This window comes from Mesorhizobium sp. M8A.F.Ca.ET.218.01.1.1 (assembly GCF_004791165.1).
Classification (GTDB): Bacteria; Pseudomonadota; Alphaproteobacteria; order Rhizobiales; family Rhizobiaceae; genus Mesorhizobium.
Genome location: NZ_SRUZ01000001.1, coordinates 686983 through 706055, shown reverse-complemented (window position 1 = coordinate 706055; position 19073 = coordinate 686983). Strand labels below are relative to the sequence as shown.

At 62.5% G+C, this 19073-nt stretch carries 17 protein-coding genes; 6 read left to right on the top strand and 11 right to left on the bottom strand.

The genetic code is table 11. The features are described from left to right. Positions 1 to 71: 71 nt before the first annotated feature. The 3 genes from EN861_RS03360 to EN861_RS03350 all read right to left on the bottom strand — a co-directional run bounded on the left by EN861_RS03360 (position 72) and on the right by EN861_RS03350 (position 3931). Complete coding sequence (locus tag EN861_RS03360) at positions 72 to 1601, bottom strand: mercuric reductase (protein WP_135862334.1); 1530 nt, start codon at positions 1599 to 1601, stop codon at positions 72 to 74. Further along, a complete protein-coding gene (locus tag EN861_RS03355) occupies positions 1591 to 2940 on the bottom strand; it encodes a glucoamylase family protein (protein WP_135862332.1) in 1350 nt (449 codons plus the stop codon). Before EN861_RS03355 ends, EN861_RS03360 begins: the two co-directional genes overlap by 11 nt. Before the next feature lie 244 nt (positions 2941 to 3184). Beyond that, positions 3185 to 3931: an SDR family NAD(P)-dependent oxidoreductase gene (locus EN861_RS03350; RefSeq protein WP_189343570.1), complete on the bottom strand. Its 747-nt coding sequence runs from the start codon at positions 3929 to 3931 to the stop codon at positions 3185 to 3187. Between the two features lie 312 nt (positions 3932 to 4243). Between EN861_RS03350 and EN861_RS03345 the strand changes: the two genes are divergently transcribed. Beyond that, a complete protein-coding gene (locus EN861_RS03345; RefSeq protein ID WP_135862328.1) occupies positions 4244 to 5542 on the top strand; it encodes an O-antigen ligase in 1299 nt (432 codons plus the stop codon). Positions 5543 to 5858: 316 nt separating this feature from the next. Here the strand turns inward: EN861_RS03345 and EN861_RS03340 are convergent, their stop codons facing one another. Both EN861_RS03340 and EN861_RS03335 read right to left on the bottom strand, forming a co-directional pair. Continuing rightward, on the bottom strand, positions 5859 to 7115 hold the full coding sequence (locus tag EN861_RS03340) for a polysaccharide biosynthesis/export family protein (RefSeq protein ID WP_189343541.1): 1257 nt from the start codon (positions 7113 to 7115) through the stop codon (positions 5859 to 5861). 85 nt (positions 7116 to 7200) lie between these two features. After that, on the bottom strand, positions 7201 to 7878 hold the full coding sequence (locus EN861_RS03335) for a sugar transferase (protein ID WP_127275990.1): 678 nt from the start codon (positions 7876 to 7878) through the stop codon (positions 7201 to 7203). 600 nt (positions 7879 to 8478) lie between these two features. On the opposite strand from EN861_RS03335, the gene EN861_RS03330 reads away from it, so the two are divergent. Next, entirely contained in the window at positions 8479 to 8754 is a 276-nt protein-coding gene (locus EN861_RS03330) for an exopolysaccharide production repressor exox (RefSeq protein ID WP_135862324.1), read from the top strand. A gap of 19 nt (positions 8755 to 8773) precedes the next feature. Here EN861_RS03330 and EN861_RS03325 read toward each other — a convergent pair whose 3' ends face one another. From EN861_RS03325 to EN861_RS03300, 6 genes are all read right to left on the bottom strand, one after another. Beyond that, positions 8774 to 10618 carry an ABC transporter ATP-binding protein gene (locus EN861_RS03325; protein ID WP_135862322.1) on the bottom strand — a complete coding sequence of 615 codons (1845 nt, stop codon included), beginning with the start codon at positions 10616 to 10618 and terminating at the stop codon, positions 8774 to 8776. Further along, positions 10611 to 11588: a serine kinase gene (locus EN861_RS03320; RefSeq protein WP_127279244.1), complete on the bottom strand. Its 978-nt coding sequence runs from the start codon at positions 11586 to 11588 to the stop codon at positions 10611 to 10613. Before EN861_RS03320 ends, EN861_RS03325 begins: the two co-directional genes overlap by 8 nt. Continuing rightward, positions 11585 to 13528, bottom strand: a complete 1944-nt coding sequence (locus EN861_RS03315) for a lasso peptide isopeptide bond-forming cyclase (protein WP_135862320.1) — start codon at positions 13526 to 13528, stop codon at positions 11585 to 11587. The genes EN861_RS03320 and EN861_RS03315 overlap by 4 nt, the downstream gene beginning before the upstream one ends. Beyond that, entirely contained in the window at positions 13525 to 13917 is a 393-nt protein-coding gene (locus EN861_RS03310) for a lasso peptide biosynthesis B2 protein (RefSeq protein WP_245464424.1), read from the bottom strand. The genes EN861_RS03315 and EN861_RS03310 overlap by 4 nt, the downstream gene beginning before the upstream one ends. 106 nt (positions 13918 to 14023) lie before the next feature. Beyond that, the gene (locus tag EN861_RS03305) at positions 14024 to 14323 is read right to left on the bottom strand and encodes a PqqD family protein (protein ID WP_127279241.1); all 300 of its coding nucleotides are present in this window, start codon (positions 14321 to 14323) and stop codon (positions 14024 to 14026) included. Between the two features lie 132 nt (positions 14324 to 14455). Continuing rightward, complete coding sequence (locus tag EN861_RS03300) at positions 14456 to 14608, bottom strand: lasso peptide (protein WP_127279240.1); 153 nt, start codon at positions 14606 to 14608, stop codon at positions 14456 to 14458. Between the two features lie 509 nt (positions 14609 to 15117). Here EN861_RS03300 and EN861_RS03295 point away from each other — a divergent pair. From EN861_RS03295 to EN861_RS03280, 4 genes are all read left to right on the top strand, one after another. Then, a complete protein-coding gene (locus tag EN861_RS03295; protein ID WP_127279239.1) occupies positions 15118 to 16248 on the top strand; it encodes a nucleotidyltransferase family protein in 1131 nt (376 codons plus the stop codon). Between the two features lie 65 nt (positions 16249 to 16313). Then, positions 16314 to 17336, top strand: coding sequence for a glycosyltransferase family 2 protein (locus tag EN861_RS03290; RefSeq protein WP_135862318.1), 1023 nt, complete (start codon positions 16314 to 16316; stop codon positions 17334 to 17336). Between the two features lie 299 nt (positions 17337 to 17635). Then, the gene (locus EN861_RS03285; RefSeq protein WP_135862315.1) at positions 17636 to 18037 is read left to right on the top strand and encodes a hypothetical protein; all 402 of its coding nucleotides are present in this window, start codon (positions 17636 to 17638) and stop codon (positions 18035 to 18037) included. Between the two features lie 143 nt (positions 18038 to 18180). After that, complete coding sequence (locus tag EN861_RS03280; RefSeq protein WP_127280012.1) at positions 18181 to 19047, top strand: family 16 glycosylhydrolase; 867 nt, start codon at positions 18181 to 18183, stop codon at positions 19045 to 19047. Positions 19048 to 19073 lie beyond the last annotated feature (26 nt).

Below are 19073 nucleotides of genomic sequence, written 5' to 3'. Positions count from 1 at the left end.
GATCCGTCAAGCGCCGCCGCGCACTTGGTTGCGTATTTGTGAGCATTTCGGCATATGTGATGGCTCTGGGCTTATCGTCTGGACCACGCCAGCCAGTGCGCCGCCAGGCGCCTGCGCAACGAGGTGAGGCGTGTCCGCCTATAGGCGTCGCCCGCCATCTTGATGCCTTGCGCCTGTGTCGGGAAGGGATGGATGACGTCGGCCAACGCATGCAGCCCCATGCCGGATCGGATGGCGAGGGTCACCGCGTTGATCATCTCGCCCGCATGGCTGGCGACGACCGTCGCGCCCAGGATGCGGTCGGACCCCTCCCTGACATGGATCTTGACGAATCCTTCCTCCTCGCCGTCCATCACGGCGCGGGCGACATCGTGCATCAGTATCGTATAGGTTTTGACCGGAATGCCGTTGCGGCGCGCCTCCAGGGGATAGAGGCCGACATGGGCGATCTCCGGATCGGTATAGGTGCACCAGGGAACGACTAGGTCGCTGAGCCTTTCGCGGCCGCGAAACAAGGCATTGCGCACGACAATGCGCGCCGTTGCCTCGGCGGTATGGGTGAACTTGTATTCGAGGCAGACGTCGCCCGCCGCATAGATGTGCGGGTTGCTGGTTCGCAGATAATCATCCACCTTGATGCCGTCGGCGTCATGGGCCACGTCCGCCTCTTCGAGGCCGAGACCATCGACATTGGGTGAACGGCCGACGCCGGTGATGATCTCGTCGACGGAGATCGTCGTCGTGTCACCATCCCGCATCAGGTCGGCGAACTTGGCGGCACCTTCCCTGCGCACCGCCACAACTTCGGTGTTCAGGCGCACCTCCACCCCCTCGCGCGCCAAGGCGTCTGAAAGAATCTGCGCGGCGTCGCGCTCCTCGCCGGGCAGGAACATCGGATCGCTCTGCGCCAGGATGACCTTGGCGCCGAGCATGCAGAAAGCCTGCGCCGTCTCGCAGCCAAGCGGCCCGCCGCCGATGACGAGGAGCCGCGGCGGGCATTGCGTCAGGTCGAACATCGTCTCATTGCTGAGATAACCGGCTTCGACCAGCCCCGGAATAGCAGGGAAGGCCGGGTGTGCGCCCGTTGCAATCAGCGCCTTCTTGAAATGCAGCGTGCTTTCCTCGACCGTGACCGTATCGGGGCCGGCAAATCGCGCCGCACCGAAATAGAGGTCGATGCCTTCCGAAACCAGGCTCGCGGCGGAATCGGCACGGCTGATCCGCTGCCGGATCTGCCGCATCCGTGTCATCGCCCGTTGAAAATCGACACGAAGATGATCTGGCGGGTCGCCGCCGAAGCTCTCGGCATCGCGCATGTCGGCATAGAGCCTGGCTGTGCGAATGATCGACTTCGACGGAATGCTGCCGACATTGATGCACGCACCGCCAATCAGCCCACGCTCGATCAGGGCGACTTTCGCGCCAAGGCTCGCCGCGTCACGCGCGGCGGTCAACCCGGCCGGCCCGGCGCCGATGACGACGAGATTGTAGGGGCCGTTCGGGGTCGGGTTCTTCCAGTGCGGGGGATGCGCGCCCCTGATCAGCTCGGCGTCGTTGTGGTCGACGGGGAAGGCGGCGGTTCTCGTCGGTTCACGTGACATCGCGCCCCCCGGATGCCGGGCTTGCCGGCCGCGACAGCCATCCGCCGGTAAAGCCGGCCTTGTCCAGCCCACGACGGATATGGGGATTGCAACGCATGAGCTCCCAGATCATGCCGGAACGGTGGTTTTCGATCATCATTACCGCAATGCCCTGGTCCAGCCCGTAATGGCCTTCCGACACCCAGCCGTTGCGGCCGAAATTTCGCCGGTTGGCCAATGTCGGGTTGAAACCGCTCGGCAGCCGGAAATTGTCGATCACCTCCGGGTAACGATCGGCGAGATGGCGCATCGCCGCCAGGCAAATATCAGGCGCGAAAGGCAGCGACGCCGGATAGGACCATGGCGCGATCGTGCCGTCATCAGGACCGAAAGGCGCGCCGCGCGCCGCGTAACCGGAAAACCGGTGGCGCCGTCGCTCCACGCTGGCGCGGAAGCCGCCTGGTCCGTCCCCTGCCGAAAGACCCCACAGGTTCTCGCCATAGCCGACAAAGCCGTAGGGGTTGTGCCGGGCGTAGTCGCGGTGAAGGTATGTCGAGCGGCGGCTGTTTTCGAAATAGTCCGAATTCTTCTCGCGCATGAAAGCGTCGCGGATGCCTGCGAAATCGATCCAGGCATGCGAGAATTGGTGCATGAACAGCGGCCCGCCATAGAGCACGTCGTGGCCGTAGATGTTTTCCCACTGGTAGGTCGCCGTCCAGGCCTCGTAGCTGTCGTCGGAGGTCGGCCGGTCCGGTGAGGCCATGGACAGCACATAGAGGATCGTCGCCTCGTTGTAGCCTTCCCAGCCATAGTGCAGAAAGCCGGTCCTGGCCTTCCAGCCTTGGCGGAGCGTCGGGCTGCTGCCTTGTGCCCATCGCCAGTCGACGCGCCTGTAGAGCGCCTCGGCCAGTTGGCGGATTTCGGCCTCGTCATCATTGTCGCCGGAAAAATAAGCGCCCGCCACCAGCATGCCGGCGATCAGCAAGGCGGTATCGACCATCGACAACTCGCAGCGCCAGACGCGCAAACCAGTGCGCATGTCGAGGAAGTGGTAGTAAAAACCCTTGTGGCCGGTAACGTCGGGGCCGCTGCCTTGCGTGCTGGTCTGGAAAAAGCGCAGCGCCGCAAGGGTCAGCCTGGCAGCCGCGTCGCGCGCCATCCATCCACGTTCGACGCCGATCGGATAGCAGGACAGGGCGAAACCGACCACAGCGATGCTGCACGGTGAATTCGGCCGCGACGTGTCTGCGACCAGCCCGTTGTCGGGGTTCACATTCTCCAGGAAATAGCCGAAGGCGGCGCGTTGATAGCGGTCCAGAAGCTCGTCGTCGGCCAGCGCGGCTGGATCTGCTCTAAGCAAACGAAGCAAACTCCGGCCTGGTGATCGCGGCTTCCGTCGATCGCATGCCATCGGCACAATGGCCGGGGGGCATCGCACCTGCCGGGCTCTCTCGTCGTGTCATGGCTCTCCCCTGTTATGGCACCCCTGTTATGGCACCCTCATTCAGACGTCAGCTACCATAAGCCTGTCCAGCTCCAATCGTTGCTTCGTCACGCGGAATTGTAGTTGGCTCGGGCCAAACTCGGAACCGTCTCGATGTGGCTCAATACGTGGCGCGGCCGCCCGAAACGTCGAACACGGCGGCCGTGGTGAACGAGCATTCCTCGGAGGCGATCCATGAGATCAGCGCCGCCACCTCCTCGACCTCGCCGAAGCGCGCCATCGGTATCTTCGACAGCATGAAATCGATGTGCTCCTGGCTCATCTGCCTGAAGATCGCTGTGCGTACAGCTGCCGGCGTCACGCAATTGACCGTCACCTTGGTCTTGGCGAGTTCCTTGCCGAGCGACTTGGTCAGGCCGATCACCGCCGCCTTGGAGGTGCTGTAGGCGGAAGCGTTGGGATTGCCTTCCTTGCCGGCGATCGAGGCGATGTTGACGATGCGGCCATAGTCGCGCTCCAGCATGTGCGGCACCAGCGCCTTGTTGCAGTAGAAGACGCCGTTGATGTTGATGTCGATGACCCTTTGCCAATCCTCGGCCGAATAGGACCAGGTCGTCATGTTCGGCCCGGTGATGGCGGCGCTGGTGACCAGTATGTCGACGCCGCCGAGGGCTTCGATCGTCGATTGTGCGGCGGCCTCCACACTTGCCGCATCCGCAACGTCCATCATCACCCCATGCAGGCTGGGAATGACGGCTTTCGCCTGTTCGATCTGTGCGGGGTCGCGATCCCAGAGGCTGACGCGCCCGCCTTCGTGGACGATCCTGTGTGCGACCGCCAGGCCGATGCCCGAGGCGCCGCCGGTAATCACCGCCGACCGGCCGGCGAATCGTCCCGCGAAATTCATCGGCGTGTCACTCCTCCTGTCCATCCCGGTCCATGTGATGGCTCGTCGGGACTGTGAGGTGACCGCCGATCGAGTTCAAGCCGGCATGTGGCCGGATCGTCTGGGCCAACACCGGCCGGATTATGGGGTTGCGATCTCTCGGCGATCGCTTCGCTGTAAGACAAGGTGACCGGATTTGCCATTGAGCATGGGGTGCGATAAGTTATATTGCACTGCACAATGGAGACGCCGTTTCTTGTACGCCCCTGTTTGCGGATATGCCGGCTGGTTTGCGGCCCGGCGGTTCGGGGTCGTGTCGACGGGACCCTTTAGATGAAAATTCCCAAATCCCTGCTCGTCGATCCCGAAAAGAACTCGGTCTATGGCAGTTTTGCCGTTGCCGTCTCGATCTGGGCGTTCTCCTATTCCGTCATTTTCGGCCAGGTGCTGATCCTGGCCTACTATGCCGTCTGGCTTCCGCTCATCATGGTCGACTACCGGCGGTTCCTGCGGCAATTGTCCAGTGCCTGGCTGCCGCTGCTGTTCGCCGCCTATGTCTGCTTCTCCGTGTTCTGGTCGCAGGCGCCCGGCACGACCGCCAGAACGGCGGTCCAGTACCTTTCCCATATCGCCTGTGCCTATGTCGCGGCACGCACCGTCAGCGTGCGCACCCTGACGATAGGCGCTCTGGTCGGCATATTCTTCGTCCTGATCTATTCGCTGAAGGTCGGCGCCTATTCCGAGGACGTCCTCGACGGCACGTATAATTTCGTCGGCGCCTTCGCCTCCAAGAACCAGATCGGCTTCGTCGGCTCGCTCGGCATCTATTTCTCCGTCGTTTTCCTTGCTTTCCTTCGGCGAGGTCGCCTGAGCTTCATGCTGACCGTGCCGGTCGTGCTGTTGTCGGCCTATGTGCTGATCGTCTCGCATTCCGCCACCTCGATGGCCTCGATACCGGCGGTTCTGGCGCTGGTGGCGCTGCTTGCGATGAGCAAGCTTCTGTCGCGGCGCTATCGCCGGGTGATCTTCCTGATCGGCGCCGGCATGATCGTCGTGGTGGCCATCGTCGCCCTCAATCTCGGGCTCATGGACTTCGTGCTTGGCATCTTCGGCAAGGATTCGACGCTCACCGGGCGGACCTATCTGTGGGAGCAGGGCTGGAACGCCGCGATGCGATCGCCGATCCTCGGCGTCGGCTATGCCGCCTATTGGGTGCAGGGCTTTGCCGAGGCCGAGCGGCTGTGGAACGAATTCTACATCACCACCCGCACCGGCTTCCATTTCCACAACACCTATGTCGAGGCCCTTGTCGAACTCGGCTTCACCGGGGCGGTGCTGATATCGCTGATCATGCTGCGCACGCTCTTCGGCCATATCGCGGCGGTGGTCTTCAAGACATGGCAGGCCGAATCGGTGGTTCTCATCGGCGTGATGGTGCTGCTGCTCATCCGCTCCTTCGTCGAGGTCGAGATTCTCAACCCCTACATCATGGGCTCCTTCCTGATGTATTTCAGCTTCTTCAAGCTGGCGCGGCTGCCGGTCACCCGCACGCGGTGGTCGCCAGCCTTCGAGCCGGCGGATGCGAAGGGCGGGGAGCCAGCCTGGCCGCACCGTCCGGCGGCGGCCGAGTAGCGATGAGGGGCCGCCTGAGCAATTCCAGGAAAAGTGGGTAGCGGTTTTCCCGGGAGAAGCGCGTAGCGCTTCCCCTTGGGAATTGCGTCAACAAGCCCTTCTGGTTTCCGGCTCGGGAAACCCTGTCCAGCAAAAACCTCCGCCAGGCAGCCAGGCGGAGGTTCAAAGTCTTTGCGTTAGAGCAATTCCCGGAAAAGCGCGTAGCGCTTTCCCTTGGGAGTTGCGTGAAAACAAGAGTTGGAGCCGGTCGGCGATTCTATCAAACGCTGAGCCGCCCTGGGGATCGAAGCGGCGGGTCGTGCGAACTTCCGCGTCCCTACTGGCTCGCCAGCGGCGCCAGCTTGATCTTGATCACATCGCCGGGCAGCACCGGCGTGTCTTCCTTGGCGGCGATTTCGCTGGTCTTGCCGTCGACATTGCGCACCAGCGAATAGAGCAAGGTAGGCTGCTGGTCGTTGGTGATGGCGGCCGTCGTCGCCGGATCAGTGGCCTGAGCGATCAGGCCTTTCTGCATATTCACCTTCAGCGCGGCCTCGTTCAGGTCGGCTTCGGTCTGTTGCCGAGCGGCGGCGAGGCTCGAGCTCAAGGTGTTCTGGGCGTCGATGGCGTCCTGCGTCGCCTTGCTGATCGCCTGCTTGGCGGTGAGGATGGCCGTCTCATAGTCCAGGATCTTGCCTTGCAGGTCGGTGACGGACTGCTGCGAATCCAGAAGTCTCGCATTGGCGACCAGACCCTTCTGCGCCAGCGGACCGATGCTGGCCAGCTGTTGCTGCGCAAGATCGACCTGCTTCTGCTGGTTGACGATCTTCTTCTCCAGCGATTCGATTTCGGCCTGCAGCACACCCTTGAGATCGTCGAGTGACTCGAGCTTCAGCTTCAGCGCCTTCTGGTCGGCGGTCAGGATCGTCATCTCGTCGTTGACGATGGTCGGCAGCCGAGGATCGCCCTCGACCTCCTTCGGCGCTTCGAAGCTCGTCTTGCCGGCCATATCGGCGTCGATGCGGGCGCGCTTGACGATCAGCCGCACACGCAGGTCGTCGGAGATATCGAAATTACCCTTGGCGGTGACCAGGTCCTTGCCGAGCTGGGGACCGTAGTCGGCGCTGCGCCTGATGCCGCCGGCGACGCTGATCGCCTTCAGCACCGTAAGATCGGGCACGTAGGGAAACTGGCCGGGATTCTGCACTTCGCCCGAAATGTAGAACGGCCGGAATTGCGCCATTTCGACCGAGGCTTCGGGCTTGTCCGACAAAGCGAGCTTGTGCTGCAGCGCCTCGCCGATCGCCGCGGCGACCTCCGCCGTGGTCTTGCCGGCCGCCGGCAGTTCGCCGACGAAAGGCACCGACAGCGTGCCGGCCGGACCGACCGTGTATTGGCCATTGACCGACGACCAGTCGCGGAACGTGCTTTCGACGGTCTGCCATTCGGCGATGCGGATGGTGAGTTTGTCCTGGGAGCCCAGACGGTAGTCGTCGGCGGCGGCCAGCTGGGGAAAAGCGAGCGACATCGCAAGGCACGTCGCCACGAGCCGCGAGCGGCCGGAAAACGGGCCGCCGCCAAAGGCTTCGAACATGTCTGTTTTCAACTGAACGTTCCGATCCGTTTTAGCCCCATCGCCCGATGAGCTTGCCGCCGGATGGCTGGGTCAGCCCGGCCGATCAATAAGAACCGCGTGACATCCAGACGGCCGGCACGGTCCTGATGATGATGCGAACGTCCTCGAACAGCGACCAGTTCTCGACATAGTGGCGATCGAACGCGACGCGGCTGTCATAAGAGACATCGTTGCGGCCGCTGACCTGCCACAGGCCGGTCAGGCCGGGCCGGGACTTCAGATAATAGACAGCCGCGCTGCCGTAGATTTCCAGTTCGTCGCGGACCACCGGGCGAGGCCCGACAAGGCTCATGTCGCCCTGGAGGATGTTGATGATCTGCGGCAACTCATCGAGGCTGAGCTTGCGCAGGACCGCTCCGACGCGAGTGACGCGGGGATCGTTCTTCAGCTTGCGGGTCGCTATCCATTCCGCATTGGCGTCTGGATTGGTCGCAAGATAGGCGGCCAGCACCTTGTCCCCGTCGGGAACCATGGTGCGGAATTTGAGACAGGAGAACAACCGTCCGCCGCGCCCGATTCGGCGGTGACCGTAAAAAATCGATCCGCCGTCGGAGAACTTGACCAGCAATGCTATCATGATGAACAGCGGGCTGAGCGCGATCAGCCCAGCCAGCGAACCGGCGACATCAAAACTCCGCTTGATGAGACCGCCGATCGGCGGCGGAAAGTCGGTGTCAGCCTGCGAAAAGCCCGCCGTGGCCGACTTGGCAATATCCCTCATACGGAAACTCCATGCGGTGAACGAATGGTTGACCGCACGATATCAAAAAAATGCTGCAGCGCAACACACAATTTCCCATCCCATTGAAATAGTCGCGTCATGAATTGACTAAATAGTAAGCTCGCTCTGCACAAATTTCGAAATTTTTAGCACATTTGTGACAATAAATGGGCAAGGATAAAAAAATCCGGACATTTTTGAGGCGATTCCTAGGCGACGCGTTCTCGGCGTCGAGGGGCGGAACATATAAGTGCTTTAGGAAGGTGCCATATTTGAAACTATTCACATAAAATACTGCTTAATATTATGGATTGTACTCGCACCTTATAACGGCTGCAGGTTGAGTGAAATGCGGCCGTGTGCGTTGCAGCATGGCAGAGTCGAGCGCGTAAGCTGATTCAAAAATATGTGCGGTTGCCCTTGCCGCCTTCTGCTCGCCTTAATAGAATTGCAAATTATACCTGTCATGGTGGCGACAGGTTGAAAGGCCGGAAGCAACCGGTCGGCAGCGGGTGACTTAACAAGCCCGCATGACAAGGGACGGCGCTCGGGTGGGGCTATCGTTGGATATAACCCGAGCCGGTTTATGGGCTGTTGGGTATGTCGCTTCCAAAATTCATCCTTGGGATGCTTTTCGCGCTCTCGATCGTCGTTGCCTGGTCGTGGCTGGGTGGGGCTTCGCTCGGCACGACACTGCTGCGTGTCATCATCTGCGCGGTGGTCATCCAGGCCGGCTATTTCGCGGTCGTCTACGCCATGATCGCCAGGAGCGAGCCGACGCCGGCCGACAGGCTGCGCGAAGCCGAGAGAAAGAAGAAATCCACCGAAGTGCCCGAGGGCGAGAAACTTGGCAGCGCCCGGCGGAGCCTGCATTAGGCGCAAGGCGCACGCCGGGTCAGGCCACGTCCGCTGGTTCGGTCTCCGACTGTTCTCCCGACAGCATCCTGGACAGTCGGCTCCCCGGCTTCGCCTTCAGGCGCCGATATTGCCCAACTTCCACGACACGGCCGTCCTCCATTGCCACCACCCAGTCGGCGAAGGCGATCATCGACGGCCGGTGAGCGATTGTCAGGATCGTCATTGAGCCGCGCAGGCCGTCGATCGACTTGGCGATAAGTGACTGGTTCTGCCAGTCGAGCGCGCTTGTTGCCTCATCCAGGATGAGCAGTGAAGGCTTGCGCAGCAGCGCGCGCGCCAGCGCGATGCGCTGACGCTCGCCGCCCGACATGCGCACGCCGCGGTCGCCGACCACCGTCTCCAGTCTGAGGTCAAGCCGTTCCACGAATTCGCCGGCATGCGCGGCGCGCAGTGCCGTCCACAATTCGTCGTTGCTGGCCTGCGGTGCGGCAAGCCGCAGGTTCGCCGCGATCGTGTCATGCAGCAGGAATACGTCCTGCGGCACATAGGCCACCTGATCGCGCCAGCGGCGGCGGTTGGCGGCATCGACCTCGACGCCATCGACGAGGATCTTGCCCGCGGTCGGCTCGAGCAGCCCGAGCAGCATGTCGGCGATCGTACTCTTGCCTGATCCGGACGGGCCAATCAGGGCGGTGACCTTGCCGGCCGGAAGGCCGAAGGTGACGTCGCTCACCACCGCCTTGCCGGCGCCGCCGTCATAGGCAAAGGAGACGTCGCGAATGTTCAGCCCCGTATCGAGGGCCAGCTTGCGGGCATCCCCGGATTCGATATGGCCCGGCTCGCGCTCGGCGTCGAAACGTGCCTGCAGGCTGCGCATTGCCGTATAGGCGGGCAGGTTGATCAGCACCTGCTGGGCCTGCGTCTGCATGTCCATGAAGCGCGGCGCGATGCGCATGAAGACCAGGAGCAGCACGACGATCTCGGCCAGCGACAGGTTGAAGCGGACCAGCGCCACATAGATGAAGACGCTCAAGCCCACGACGCTCGCCACCTGGAACACGGCGGTGCCGATCGAGCTGTTCCGCACATAAGCGATGTTATCGGCCTTCATCTTTTCGAGCGTGGCCTGCAGCTGCGCGAAATAGCTGCCCTCGACATTCAGGCTCTTGGCCACCTTGATGCCGCCGAGAAATTCCGAAACCGTACGGTACTGGTCCTGGCGATTGCTCGTCAGGATGCGGCCGAAGGCCGTGGCCCGCGAGCGAAACGGCTGCAGCGCTATGAACATCACGATGCCGATGACGACGGCAAACGCCGTCATAACCGGGGAGATGAACATGGAAATCACGAGATAGCCCGCCAGCAGCACGGCGATCTGCACCAACATCAGCAGGGAAAAGGCGGCCCCCTGGACGCGGTCGATGTCACCGGTCAGGGCATGGTCGAGATCGGAGCCGCGCATGCGCGTGAACACGCCCCACCGCGCCTTGCCGATGCTCTCGAACAGGTTCATGCGCAGGCGGTTGATGAAATCGAAGAGCAGCCTTGCCATGTAGACCGACTTGAAGCGGTTGAAGGCTGCCTGCACGGCAACAAGCCCGACCAGCGCGCAAAGCACCGTCGTCAGTTGCAGCGTTCCGCCGGGCACCAGCCAGCGGACGAAATCGATATTCGGCAGCCTGACCGCGAAATCCTGGTCGGCGCGCCCAACCAGGTGCAGCAGCGGAATCAGCAGCAGGATCGAGATGCCTTCGGTCAGGCTGCCGAGGATCAGGAACAACAGCGCCGTCCAGGTCCGCCGCCCGCCGATCTGGGCAATGACGGCGCCAAATGCCGCGACATCGCGAAACAGCGACAGGCTGAAGACCGATGACCTAGGCATCTCCGGCCAATTCCTTTTCGATCAGCGCCACAGCCTCGCCGATCCTGTCGATGCCCGTTGGAACGTCCAGCCGGCACACGCCGACATGGTTAGCGATTGCTGAACAGTGACGAAGGTGCATCGCGGCGAAATCGCCGGAGAGCGCCGCGCGGCCGAAACGCGTCACGTAGGAGAATTTGATGATGGCCGGCAAGGCGGCAATGGAAGGCAAGGGGGTGATCCCAGCCCTTTCGCCACGCTCGAGTATGTAGATCCTGGCCGCCGGCACCCTGTTGCCGGAGAAGGCGCCGTGCAGGCGATGCTGCATCTTCTCGATCGCGGGATGCACTTGCGGCCGCACTTGCGCCTGCCCAAGCGAGATTGCCGCTGCGGCATCGGCGGCAAGCTTGATCTGCGGAAACCCCGGAACGATCATCGGCTGGTTCGGGTTTGCCAGGTCGAGCGCGACGACATCGTCGGTAAGCAGATCGTGTCCGGCCCGGATCAGCGCGCTTGCCGTCGTCGATTTGCCGGCGCCCTTGTCGCCCATGAAGATGGCGCCCCTGCCGGTTACCGCAATGGCGCTGGCATGAAGAACCAGCAGGCCGCGCTGGTGCAGAAGCAGCGCCAGCACCGGCCCCAGCAACGGAAAGGCAAGCAAGGCGTCGTCGACGCCGGGCGCCGGCTGGACATCGATGCGGCGGGCGTCGCTGATCAGGAATGCGCCGACGGCCTCCCAGGCCAAATACTGCCGGCCGGGCTCGAAGCGGAAGACGGTCGCGGCCTCCGCCGAAGGCTTGGGCATATCGATCGGGCCGATGGCGATCTCGATGTCGGCCGACGCCGGGTCCGCCGGCTCCAGTTCGGGCAGGGACACGCCGGATGCGATGATCAGGCCGTAGGCGCGGTAGTAACGTCGTTCTCCCGCGATCCCGCCGCGCCGGGGAAGATGGTCGAGATCGCCGGCGAACGGCTCTTGGCGGGACATCATGCCGGGCTCCCGCCATGCTGGACCTGCCGCAGCCACAGCGACAATGACGCCGAGCGCCAGACATACTGGACATCGAGCGGCGCCACCTGGTCCGGCTGGCGCAACAGCCGCGCATAGGCAGCGGTTACTTCCGGCAGGTTGACATAGGGCGCGATGCGACCCGCGTCGCCAACCAGCAACTGGTCCAGCAGGTCGCGATGGTTGCGCACAATGCCGTTGACGAGATTGGCGGTGAAATCGATCTTGTCGCGCCGCCACTGGACCGCCGCCGGCAGGATGCCCTCCATGGCCCGGCGCAACACGTAGCGGCCAAAGCCGTGACTGAGCTTCTGCTCGCCCGGCAGCCCCAGGCAGAATTCGACCAGCGGCTTGTCCCAGAACGGATAACGCGGCTCGACGCCGAAATTGGCGGCGGCCTTGTCCAGAACCTCGAAAGAGTGCGGGACATAACCGTTGGACAGGATCCAGCGGTGACTGAGAGCATCGCTGGCCTGGACGCCGGGTGGCATATAGCCGGCTCGGTGGAACCGGTCGATGAGCTCGGTTCGCCTGGCAAGGTCCGGATTGATCAGGTCGCGCCAGCTCCGGCCACGCCGCGATTGGGCAGGTTTGCGTATTTTGTTCAGGGCTCGGTTCCCCAACTGCCGCAGCCTGGCGATGCGCCAGGCCGGCCCGTAAATAGTGAGGAACTGAAAATAGAGGCCGAGCGTGCTGTCGCCATAGGTGTTGGAGGCGCTGCGGACCTCGCGCCAGAGGTCCAGCCATCTGCCGCCATTGGCAAGCTCGTGCAGATGGCCATGTCCCTGCGAAACGACCTCGTCGCCGCCATGGCCATCGAGCAGCACCTTGATGCCCTTGGCGCCCGCCGTCCGGTAGATACCGCGTGTCAGCGTCAGGCCCGGCGCCAGGAAGGTGCCTTCCTGTTCCTCCAGCACCCGTTCGAATTCGGCGAAAGGCGCATAATTGCCGACAGGGATCAACGTCGGGTCGGTCTTCTGCTGATCCAGCACGGCATCGATGAAGGAGCGCTCGTCCATCGACGAACCCTTCTCGAAAACTAGGGAGAAGGTCGGCAGCTTCGGTTTGCGCCCGGCCGCATTTTGCAGCCCGGCCACGCAGGCGATCGAGGAGGAATCGAGGCCGCCGCTCAGCATCGCGCCGACCGATGGACTTCCCCGCATGCGATTGCGGACCGATTGCGAGAAAAGATGGGCGAATTCCTCCGCGGCATCCGACCGTGGCACTCGCTGTGATGGCTCGATCTGCCAATACCGGCGCAGCACCAGGCGTTGCGCGGTGACGGTAAGGCTGTGACGCGCCGGCAGGGCGAAGATGTCGCGGTAGGGCGTGGACTGCGGGTCGTCGGGCAACCCGGCCAGGAAGCCCGAAATCCGGTGCTCGCTGAGGTGCGCACCAACCCCGTCGAGGCCGAGCATTGGTCCGATCTCGGAGGCAAAGGCAAAGCGTCGTTCCGCCGCGTGGTAATAGAATGGCTTGACCCCGAAATGGTCTCGCGCGCAGAACAGAAGCTGCCGCTCGGCATCCCAGACGGCAAAGGCAAAATCGCCTTGCAGATGCACGGGGCAGGCTTCACCCCAACGCAGATAGGCCCGCATCAGCAATGCAGCATCGGCGACTGAGCTGTCCCTGATGCCGAGCCTGGCGAGCAGCTCGTCGCGGTTGTCGAGCCGGCAGTCGGCGGTGATGGCGAGCTTGCCGCCGGCCATGGTCAGCGGGCCGGGGCCGGCTTCGTCGGTCGTGTTCAGCCAGGCGTGGCCAAGCGCGATGCCGCTGTCCAGCCACCATGAGCTTCCGTCGGGACCACGATGTCGCATGCGCGCCAGCATCTGCTGGATGCCGCTCGCCGCTTCAGCCGGCGCGGGGCCTCGGACCGCTACGGCGTGGCCCTGCCGCAACAGGATTCCGGCCACGCCGCTCATCGGCTGCCGTGGTCGACCAGATGTGCGAAACCATCGATGGATCCGCCGAGCACGATGTGGTTGTCGCTGACCAGCCAGGCATGCGCCTTCAATTGCTCGCCCGTGCCGCGCTCGATGCCGATGCGGATATTCGACGCATTGCCCTTGCGCGCGAGAAGATATTGGCCCGAAAGCGCCTGGGTCAGGCATGTGGCGCCCGGCACGAACCGCGCGGCCGCTGCAACCCCCCAGGCGACAAGCCGCAACTCGCCCATGCTCGCACATTGGCGCGCGTTGAGCCGTGTCACCATCCCGCGGACGCGGTTGTAGGAGAACACTGTCAGCCCGAGCCGCACGGTCGCGACCACCAGCAGGCAATGGGCCAGGAAAAACGCTTCCGAACCGCTCAAGGCCAAAATCCTGGCCAGGCTCCGCCTGCCAGGCCGCTTCATCGGCGCGGGGGGTCTCTGCGTCACAGGTCTTTGCCGCGCAACCATGGCCTTCTGCGACACCTGCCTAGACGACGGCCTCATGCTCAAGCCTCGCAAGCCCGTTTTCCGCCAGGCCTTTCAGCAATGCGTCGACGTCGCCCTTGCAGCGCTCGGCGTCGACATTGTAGCGAGCGAGGACGGCGCTGCGGATATCGGCGACCGGCTTGGGCTCCTGGATCAGGTCCCAGATGAAAGCGCCGACACCGTTGAGGCTGTAATAGATATTGGATTTCAGGTTGAGAAGCGCGAGGCCTTCGCCGAATTCGCAGGCCACGGCATCCTTGGTCGCGCTTACGCAATCGCGGTCGGATGGGTTCCAGTTCATCCTAAAACCTCTTTCGCAACACGTTGCCCCGCATCGACAGGCTGGAGGAGTCGGGGATTTTCACCCCCGGCTCCTTCTTATGATTTTTGGATACTGGAGGTTCCAACGTCATCCTCCGGGATCAGGATAGTCTCAAGAGAACGTGAGGTCGCCAATTGGCGTATGTGCGGGGAACGACGCATCGATCGCCGTGCTGCCGCCGCCGCCCTGGGTGATGGTCTCGATCGAACCATGCACGGTCAGGTTTGGCGTTTCGTACTCTTGCTTTTCAACATTCTGTTCCATTGTACTCTCCTATCAAGGACTGGAAACGGCCTGTCGATTACCGTCAGCACTTTCATGCTGCGGCGCAATAGCTGCATAGCAGCATTTATGAGTCAAGTCTCATTTACCCGCCGTTAATCAATTATGGGTTGCGAACGTCACTCCCCATGTGAGAAATCCGCCATTTAGGAAGGGAAGCTGCTTCACTTCGGCGTCTGCTAGTGACAAAACTTTAAATCATTGATTTGGTCATTTTTAAGGGGAATTCCTGAAGGGAAATTCACGCAAGCGATTGATTTTAGATAGCGCTAAACTATATCCCTCTTTCATCTGGCCACCGCCGATAGCACCGCGACGGGGTGTTCCGTCCATCACCTCGTCACCTTCGGAGGAAGCCGGCAAACGCTATGGTTGCAAAATCTTGCACCGCGAAAGGAAAGGCTTTACGGCGCCGCGGTTTTTAAGGATGCTTTGTTTCGCACTTGCAGCATACGCGACGCGCAAACCGTTTTTTGGAGACTGTGCGCTCAATGGCCTTGCCGGAAAGCTCTTATGAACGACTGCGCGCAACCGACTGCGCCGACGAGATCGCCTATGTGCGGGCCTGCTTACGTTTGTATTTCGCGGCGCCCGCCGCCCCGGCCGCCGAGGCGTTGCCCTCGGGCCTTTCGGTCGAGGCCGTCACCGATATCGCCAGGCTGAACAAGGTCGGTGTCTTCGTTCTGAAGGCGCTGGCGCGTGCGCCGGCGCATGAGAGGCCGGGCGAGCTCTTCCAGTGGCTCGAAACCTATCGCAGAAGGACGGTTTCGATGAACGCCGCCTGCCTGATGGATTCGATGGCCATCAACGAGGCGCTGTCCGACCGGCGGATCAATTTCGTCTTCCTGAAGGGGCCGTTCCAGCAGCATCTGCTTTACGACGATCACTTCATGAAGCCTGCGGGCGATGTCGACATCCTGGTCGCGCCGGCCGGGTTCCTGAAGACGCGCGAAGCGTTGCGCTTGATTGGCTACGAGGTGTCGGGCCAGTCGCGTTCGGTCTGGTGGATCCGCTTCCTCGGCGAACAGCACATGGTTCGCGGCAGCGGGCCGAGATCATCCACGGTCGATCTTCATTACCGGCTCCAGCAGCCCGGCTCGCCCAGCCCGCGCGATGCCGACGGGTTCCTGCGGCGGAAACGGTTGGTCGAGATCACCGGCGTCGAGGTCCCTTTCACTTCGGCCGCCGACACACTGATGCTGTCGTGCATCAGCGTCGCCAAGGCCCTGTTCAACCGCGAGCCCTGCGCCGGCTATGTCTGCGATATCAGGGCCAGCGCCGCTCGCCTCGGCGAGGCCGATCAGCAGCGTGTGCTCGATGCCGCGATAGGCCAGGGACTGGACGACACCTTGCTGCTCGGCCTGCGCGCCGCCGACGTGCTGCTGGGCGGCACCGGCACGCTTCTATCGGAGCGGGCCAAGCCGATCCTGTCGCGCATCGGCAATGAGGACCTGCTCAACATGGTCATCGCGCCATGGCTGTCGTCGCTGCGCTGGCCGCAGCGGCGGACTGTGTTGTGGGAATTGTGCGGCCGGGCTCCCGTCCGCTACCTGGCCGAGGCTGGCTGGGCCGCGTCGGCGGACATCAGCCGCCGCATCTTCGAACGGCCGGCCAGTCCATGAGGGCAATGGATATCGAACGTGTACAGGGCGAGGGCAGAACGAAACCTGTGCAAGAGGCAAATTCCATGTCGATGACGAAATCCGAGGTTTGCGTGATCATCGCGGCCAAAAACGCGGCGCGCACGATCGCGGTTGCCATCGCATCCGCGCTGCGCGAACCGGAAGTGGCGGAGGTCGTCGTCGTCGACGATGGCTCTACCGACAATACCGCCGAGGTCGCCCGCTCGGCCGACGACGGCAGCGGCCGGCTCTCGGTGATGCGCCTCGACGTCAATCGCGGTCCATCCTTTGCCCGCAACGCCGCGATCACCCGCTCACGAGCGCCGTTCGTCAGCATTCTGGACGCCGACGATTTCTTCCTCAATGGCCGGTTTCGCAACCTGTTTGCCAGCGCCGATTGGGATTTCGCCGCCGACAACATCATGCTCATCAGGGATGACGCGACCGGCGACGCGACCAAGATCGTCGCCCCGGATTTTGCCGCCGATCCCGAATTCCTCAATCTCGAACGGTTCGTGGAAGGCAACATCTCCAGGCGCCGCGTGCAAAGAGGCGAACTCGGTTTCTTGAAGCCCGTGATCAGCCGTGCCTTCCTCGACCGCCACGGATTGCGCTACGACGAAAGCCTGCGACTGGGTGAGGACTATGAGCTTTACGCGCGGGCGGTCGCCCACGGGGCCCGGTTCAAGGTCATCCGTTCCTGTGGCTACGGCGCTATCGTGCGAGCCGATTCGCTCAGCGGCCGCCACAAGACGCAGGATCTGAAGCGACTGGCCGATGCCGATCTGGCGCTGCTGGCCATCGACAGCCTGCCGGAAGGGTCCAAGGCGGTATTGCGGCGGCACGAGAGGCATGTGCGCGACAAATATCGGCTGCGCAATTTCCTCGACGTGAAGGCCGAGCGGGGCCTGGCTTCGGCCGCGGCCTATGCGTTCGCAAGCCAATCCAACTTCTTTCCCATCGTCCAGGGCGTGGCATCCGACAAACTCGAGGCGCTGTTTCGCAGCGTTGGCCTCGTGTCCAGGAACAAACACGTGCCGCCGCTGCGTTTCCTGATGGCCGGAACCAGCACGGGCAAGGCACGGTAAGGTGCGGGAGCGTTGGCTCTTGCCGGCCCGCCGCCCGCCCACCACGCAACCATTTCGATCGGATTTATGAGTTTACGAATTGGGTGGTTGCCTCGCGGCTCCGGGGATGGCAGTCTATGTTGCGGTGCAGCAAACTGAACGACCAGCCGAACTGGCCCCCGATCGGACTGGTCCGAAGTCTCTCTTCGGCGGAGGAGTGGACGACGCGGTACGAGTTTTCAGCCCCGGTTGCGGGGATTGGCCAGTGGCCCGGCCAGAAAGCCGGCCCAAAAAGCCAGCGATGACGGGAATTTAAGTTCATGGCCTCGATATTCGGCTTCAGATCAAGGGATCCGGCCCGCGACAGGCAGACCGATGTTGCGCGTCTCGACCGGCTGGCGAAGCTGTTCGAGCAGATCGCGGCCGAAATCGATGCCGAGAAAACCGGCCTGGAGAGCCGCTATCAGAAGGAGGCGACCAACGCGGCTTTCCTCGTTGAAGCCATGGAAAATGGTTCCGCCTCCGACCGCCGCTCGTCCGAGGTCAGCGCGTTGACGCAGTCGATCTTGAACAGCGAGCGCCGCATCGCGGCATTGGCGCGCCAGGGCGGCATGATGCGCGAGCTCCGTCATTCGCTGGATGCGGTCTTCGACGAGAATGCGGACGCCGATTCGCCGGCTGCGGTCGAATCGGCCAGGCAGACGGGAGTCGGCCGAGGGTGAAGGTGGCGGCGCGGGACCGTTACGACGGAGGTGATGCAAGTTTGGCAGTCGGGAGGGTGATTGAAGAGGTCAAGGTTGGCCCGTTTGGAAGCGGTTCAAACGTCGACTTTGGGTTGGGGACACAGCGCAAAGGTGAGTTTGTCATGAGTTCGGAACCAAAAACCATGTCCACGACAGCAATCGACGCCCTTTCAACCCGGCATTTCGGCCGCCGGTCCGGCCTTGCGGCCGCTTTGCTGCTCGCCGCTCTTGGCAGCCTGCCGGCAACCCCGTCTCATGCGCAGGATATCCAGTCCGCGCCCTCTTTCGTCGACGATTTCAAAAGTTTCGACCGTGAGCGCTGGTACGTTTCAGACGGCTGGACAAACGGCAGCCATCAAAATTGCACCTGGTCGAAAGGCTTGGTCGAGCTTTCCGACGGCGTTCTTTCGCTCGGTTTCGCGAAGCAGAAGACCAAGGATCGCGAGTTCGCTTGCGGCGAGATCCAGACCAAGCAGCGCTTCGGCTATGGTACCTATGAGGCACGGATGAAAACCGATACGGGCCCCGGCCTCAACGCGGCTTTCTTCTCCTATATCGGCCCGTCCGACAAGCAGCCTTGGGATGAGATCGATTTCGAGATCCTGACCAAGGACACGTCCAAGGTGCAGGTCAACGCCTACATCAACGGCAAAGGCAAGAACGAGAAACTGGTCGACGTGGCCGGCGGCACCGACAGTGCCTTCAACGACTATGCCTTCGTATGGGAGAAGGATAGTCTGCGCTGGTACCTCAACGGTCAGTTGGTGAACACCATCACCGATCCCGCCAAGCTGCCCAGCCATGCGCAGAAGATTTTCTTCAGCCTTTGGGGCAGCGAGACGATGAAGGGCTGGATGGGAGCGTTCGCCGATCCGGGCCGCAAGCTTTCGCTGCAGGTAGAGCGCGTTGCCTTCACCGCGCTCGGCCAGCCCTGCCAGTTTCCGGAATCGCTGGTCTGCAGCCTAAAAGAGTTGGGAAAGACGAATTGAACCGGCCGGACCGAAAACGGCTCCAG

Coding starts and splice junctions, on each gene's coding strand:
- EN861_RS03360 (WP_135862334.1), bottom strand. CDS start 1,601: ATGTCACGTGAACCGACGAGAACCGCCGCCTTCCCCGTCGACCACAAC.
- EN861_RS03350 (WP_189343570.1), bottom strand. CDS start 3,931: ATGAATTTCGCGGGACGATTCGCCGGCCGGTCGGCGGTGATTACCGGC.
- EN861_RS03345 (WP_135862328.1), top strand. CDS start 4,244: ATGAAAATTCCCAAATCCCTGCTCGTCGATCCCGAAAAGAACTCGGTC.
- EN861_RS03340 (WP_189343541.1), bottom strand. CDS start 7,115: ATGTTCGAAGCCTTTGGCGGCGGCCCGTTTTCCGGCCGCTCGCGGCTC.
- EN861_RS03335 (WP_127275990.1), bottom strand. CDS start 7,878: ATGAGGGATATTGCCAAGTCGGCCACGGCGGGCTTTTCGCAGGCTGAC.
- EN861_RS03330 (WP_135862324.1), top strand. CDS start 8,479: ATGTCGCTTCCAAAATTCATCCTTGGGATGCTTTTCGCGCTCTCGATC.
- EN861_RS03325 (WP_135862322.1), bottom strand. CDS start 10,618: ATGCCTAGGTCATCGGTCTTCAGCCTGTCGCTGTTTCGCGATGTCGCG.
- EN861_RS03320 (WP_127279244.1), bottom strand. CDS start 11,588: ATGATGTCCCGCCAAGAGCCGTTCGCCGGCGATCTCGACCATCTTCCC.
- EN861_RS03315 (WP_135862320.1), bottom strand. CDS start 13,528: ATGAGCGGCGTGGCCGGAATCCTGTTGCGGCAGGGCCACGCCGTAGCG.
- EN861_RS03305 (WP_127279241.1), bottom strand. CDS start 14,323: ATGAACTGGAACCCATCCGACCGCGATTGCGTAAGCGCGACCAAGGAT.
- EN861_RS03300 (WP_127279240.1), bottom strand. CDS start 14,608: ATGGAACAGAATGTTGAAAAGCAAGAGTACGAAACGCCAAACCTGACC.
- EN861_RS03295 (WP_127279239.1), top strand. CDS start 15,118: ATGGCCTTGCCGGAAAGCTCTTATGAACGACTGCGCGCAACCGACTGC.
- EN861_RS03290 (WP_135862318.1), top strand. CDS start 16,314: ATGTCGATGACGAAATCCGAGGTTTGCGTGATCATCGCGGCCAAAAAC.
- EN861_RS03285 (WP_135862315.1), top strand. CDS start 17,636: ATGGCCTCGATATTCGGCTTCAGATCAAGGGATCCGGCCCGCGACAGG.
- EN861_RS03280 (WP_127280012.1), top strand. CDS start 18,181: ATGAGTTCGGAACCAAAAACCATGTCCACGACAGCAATCGACGCCCTT.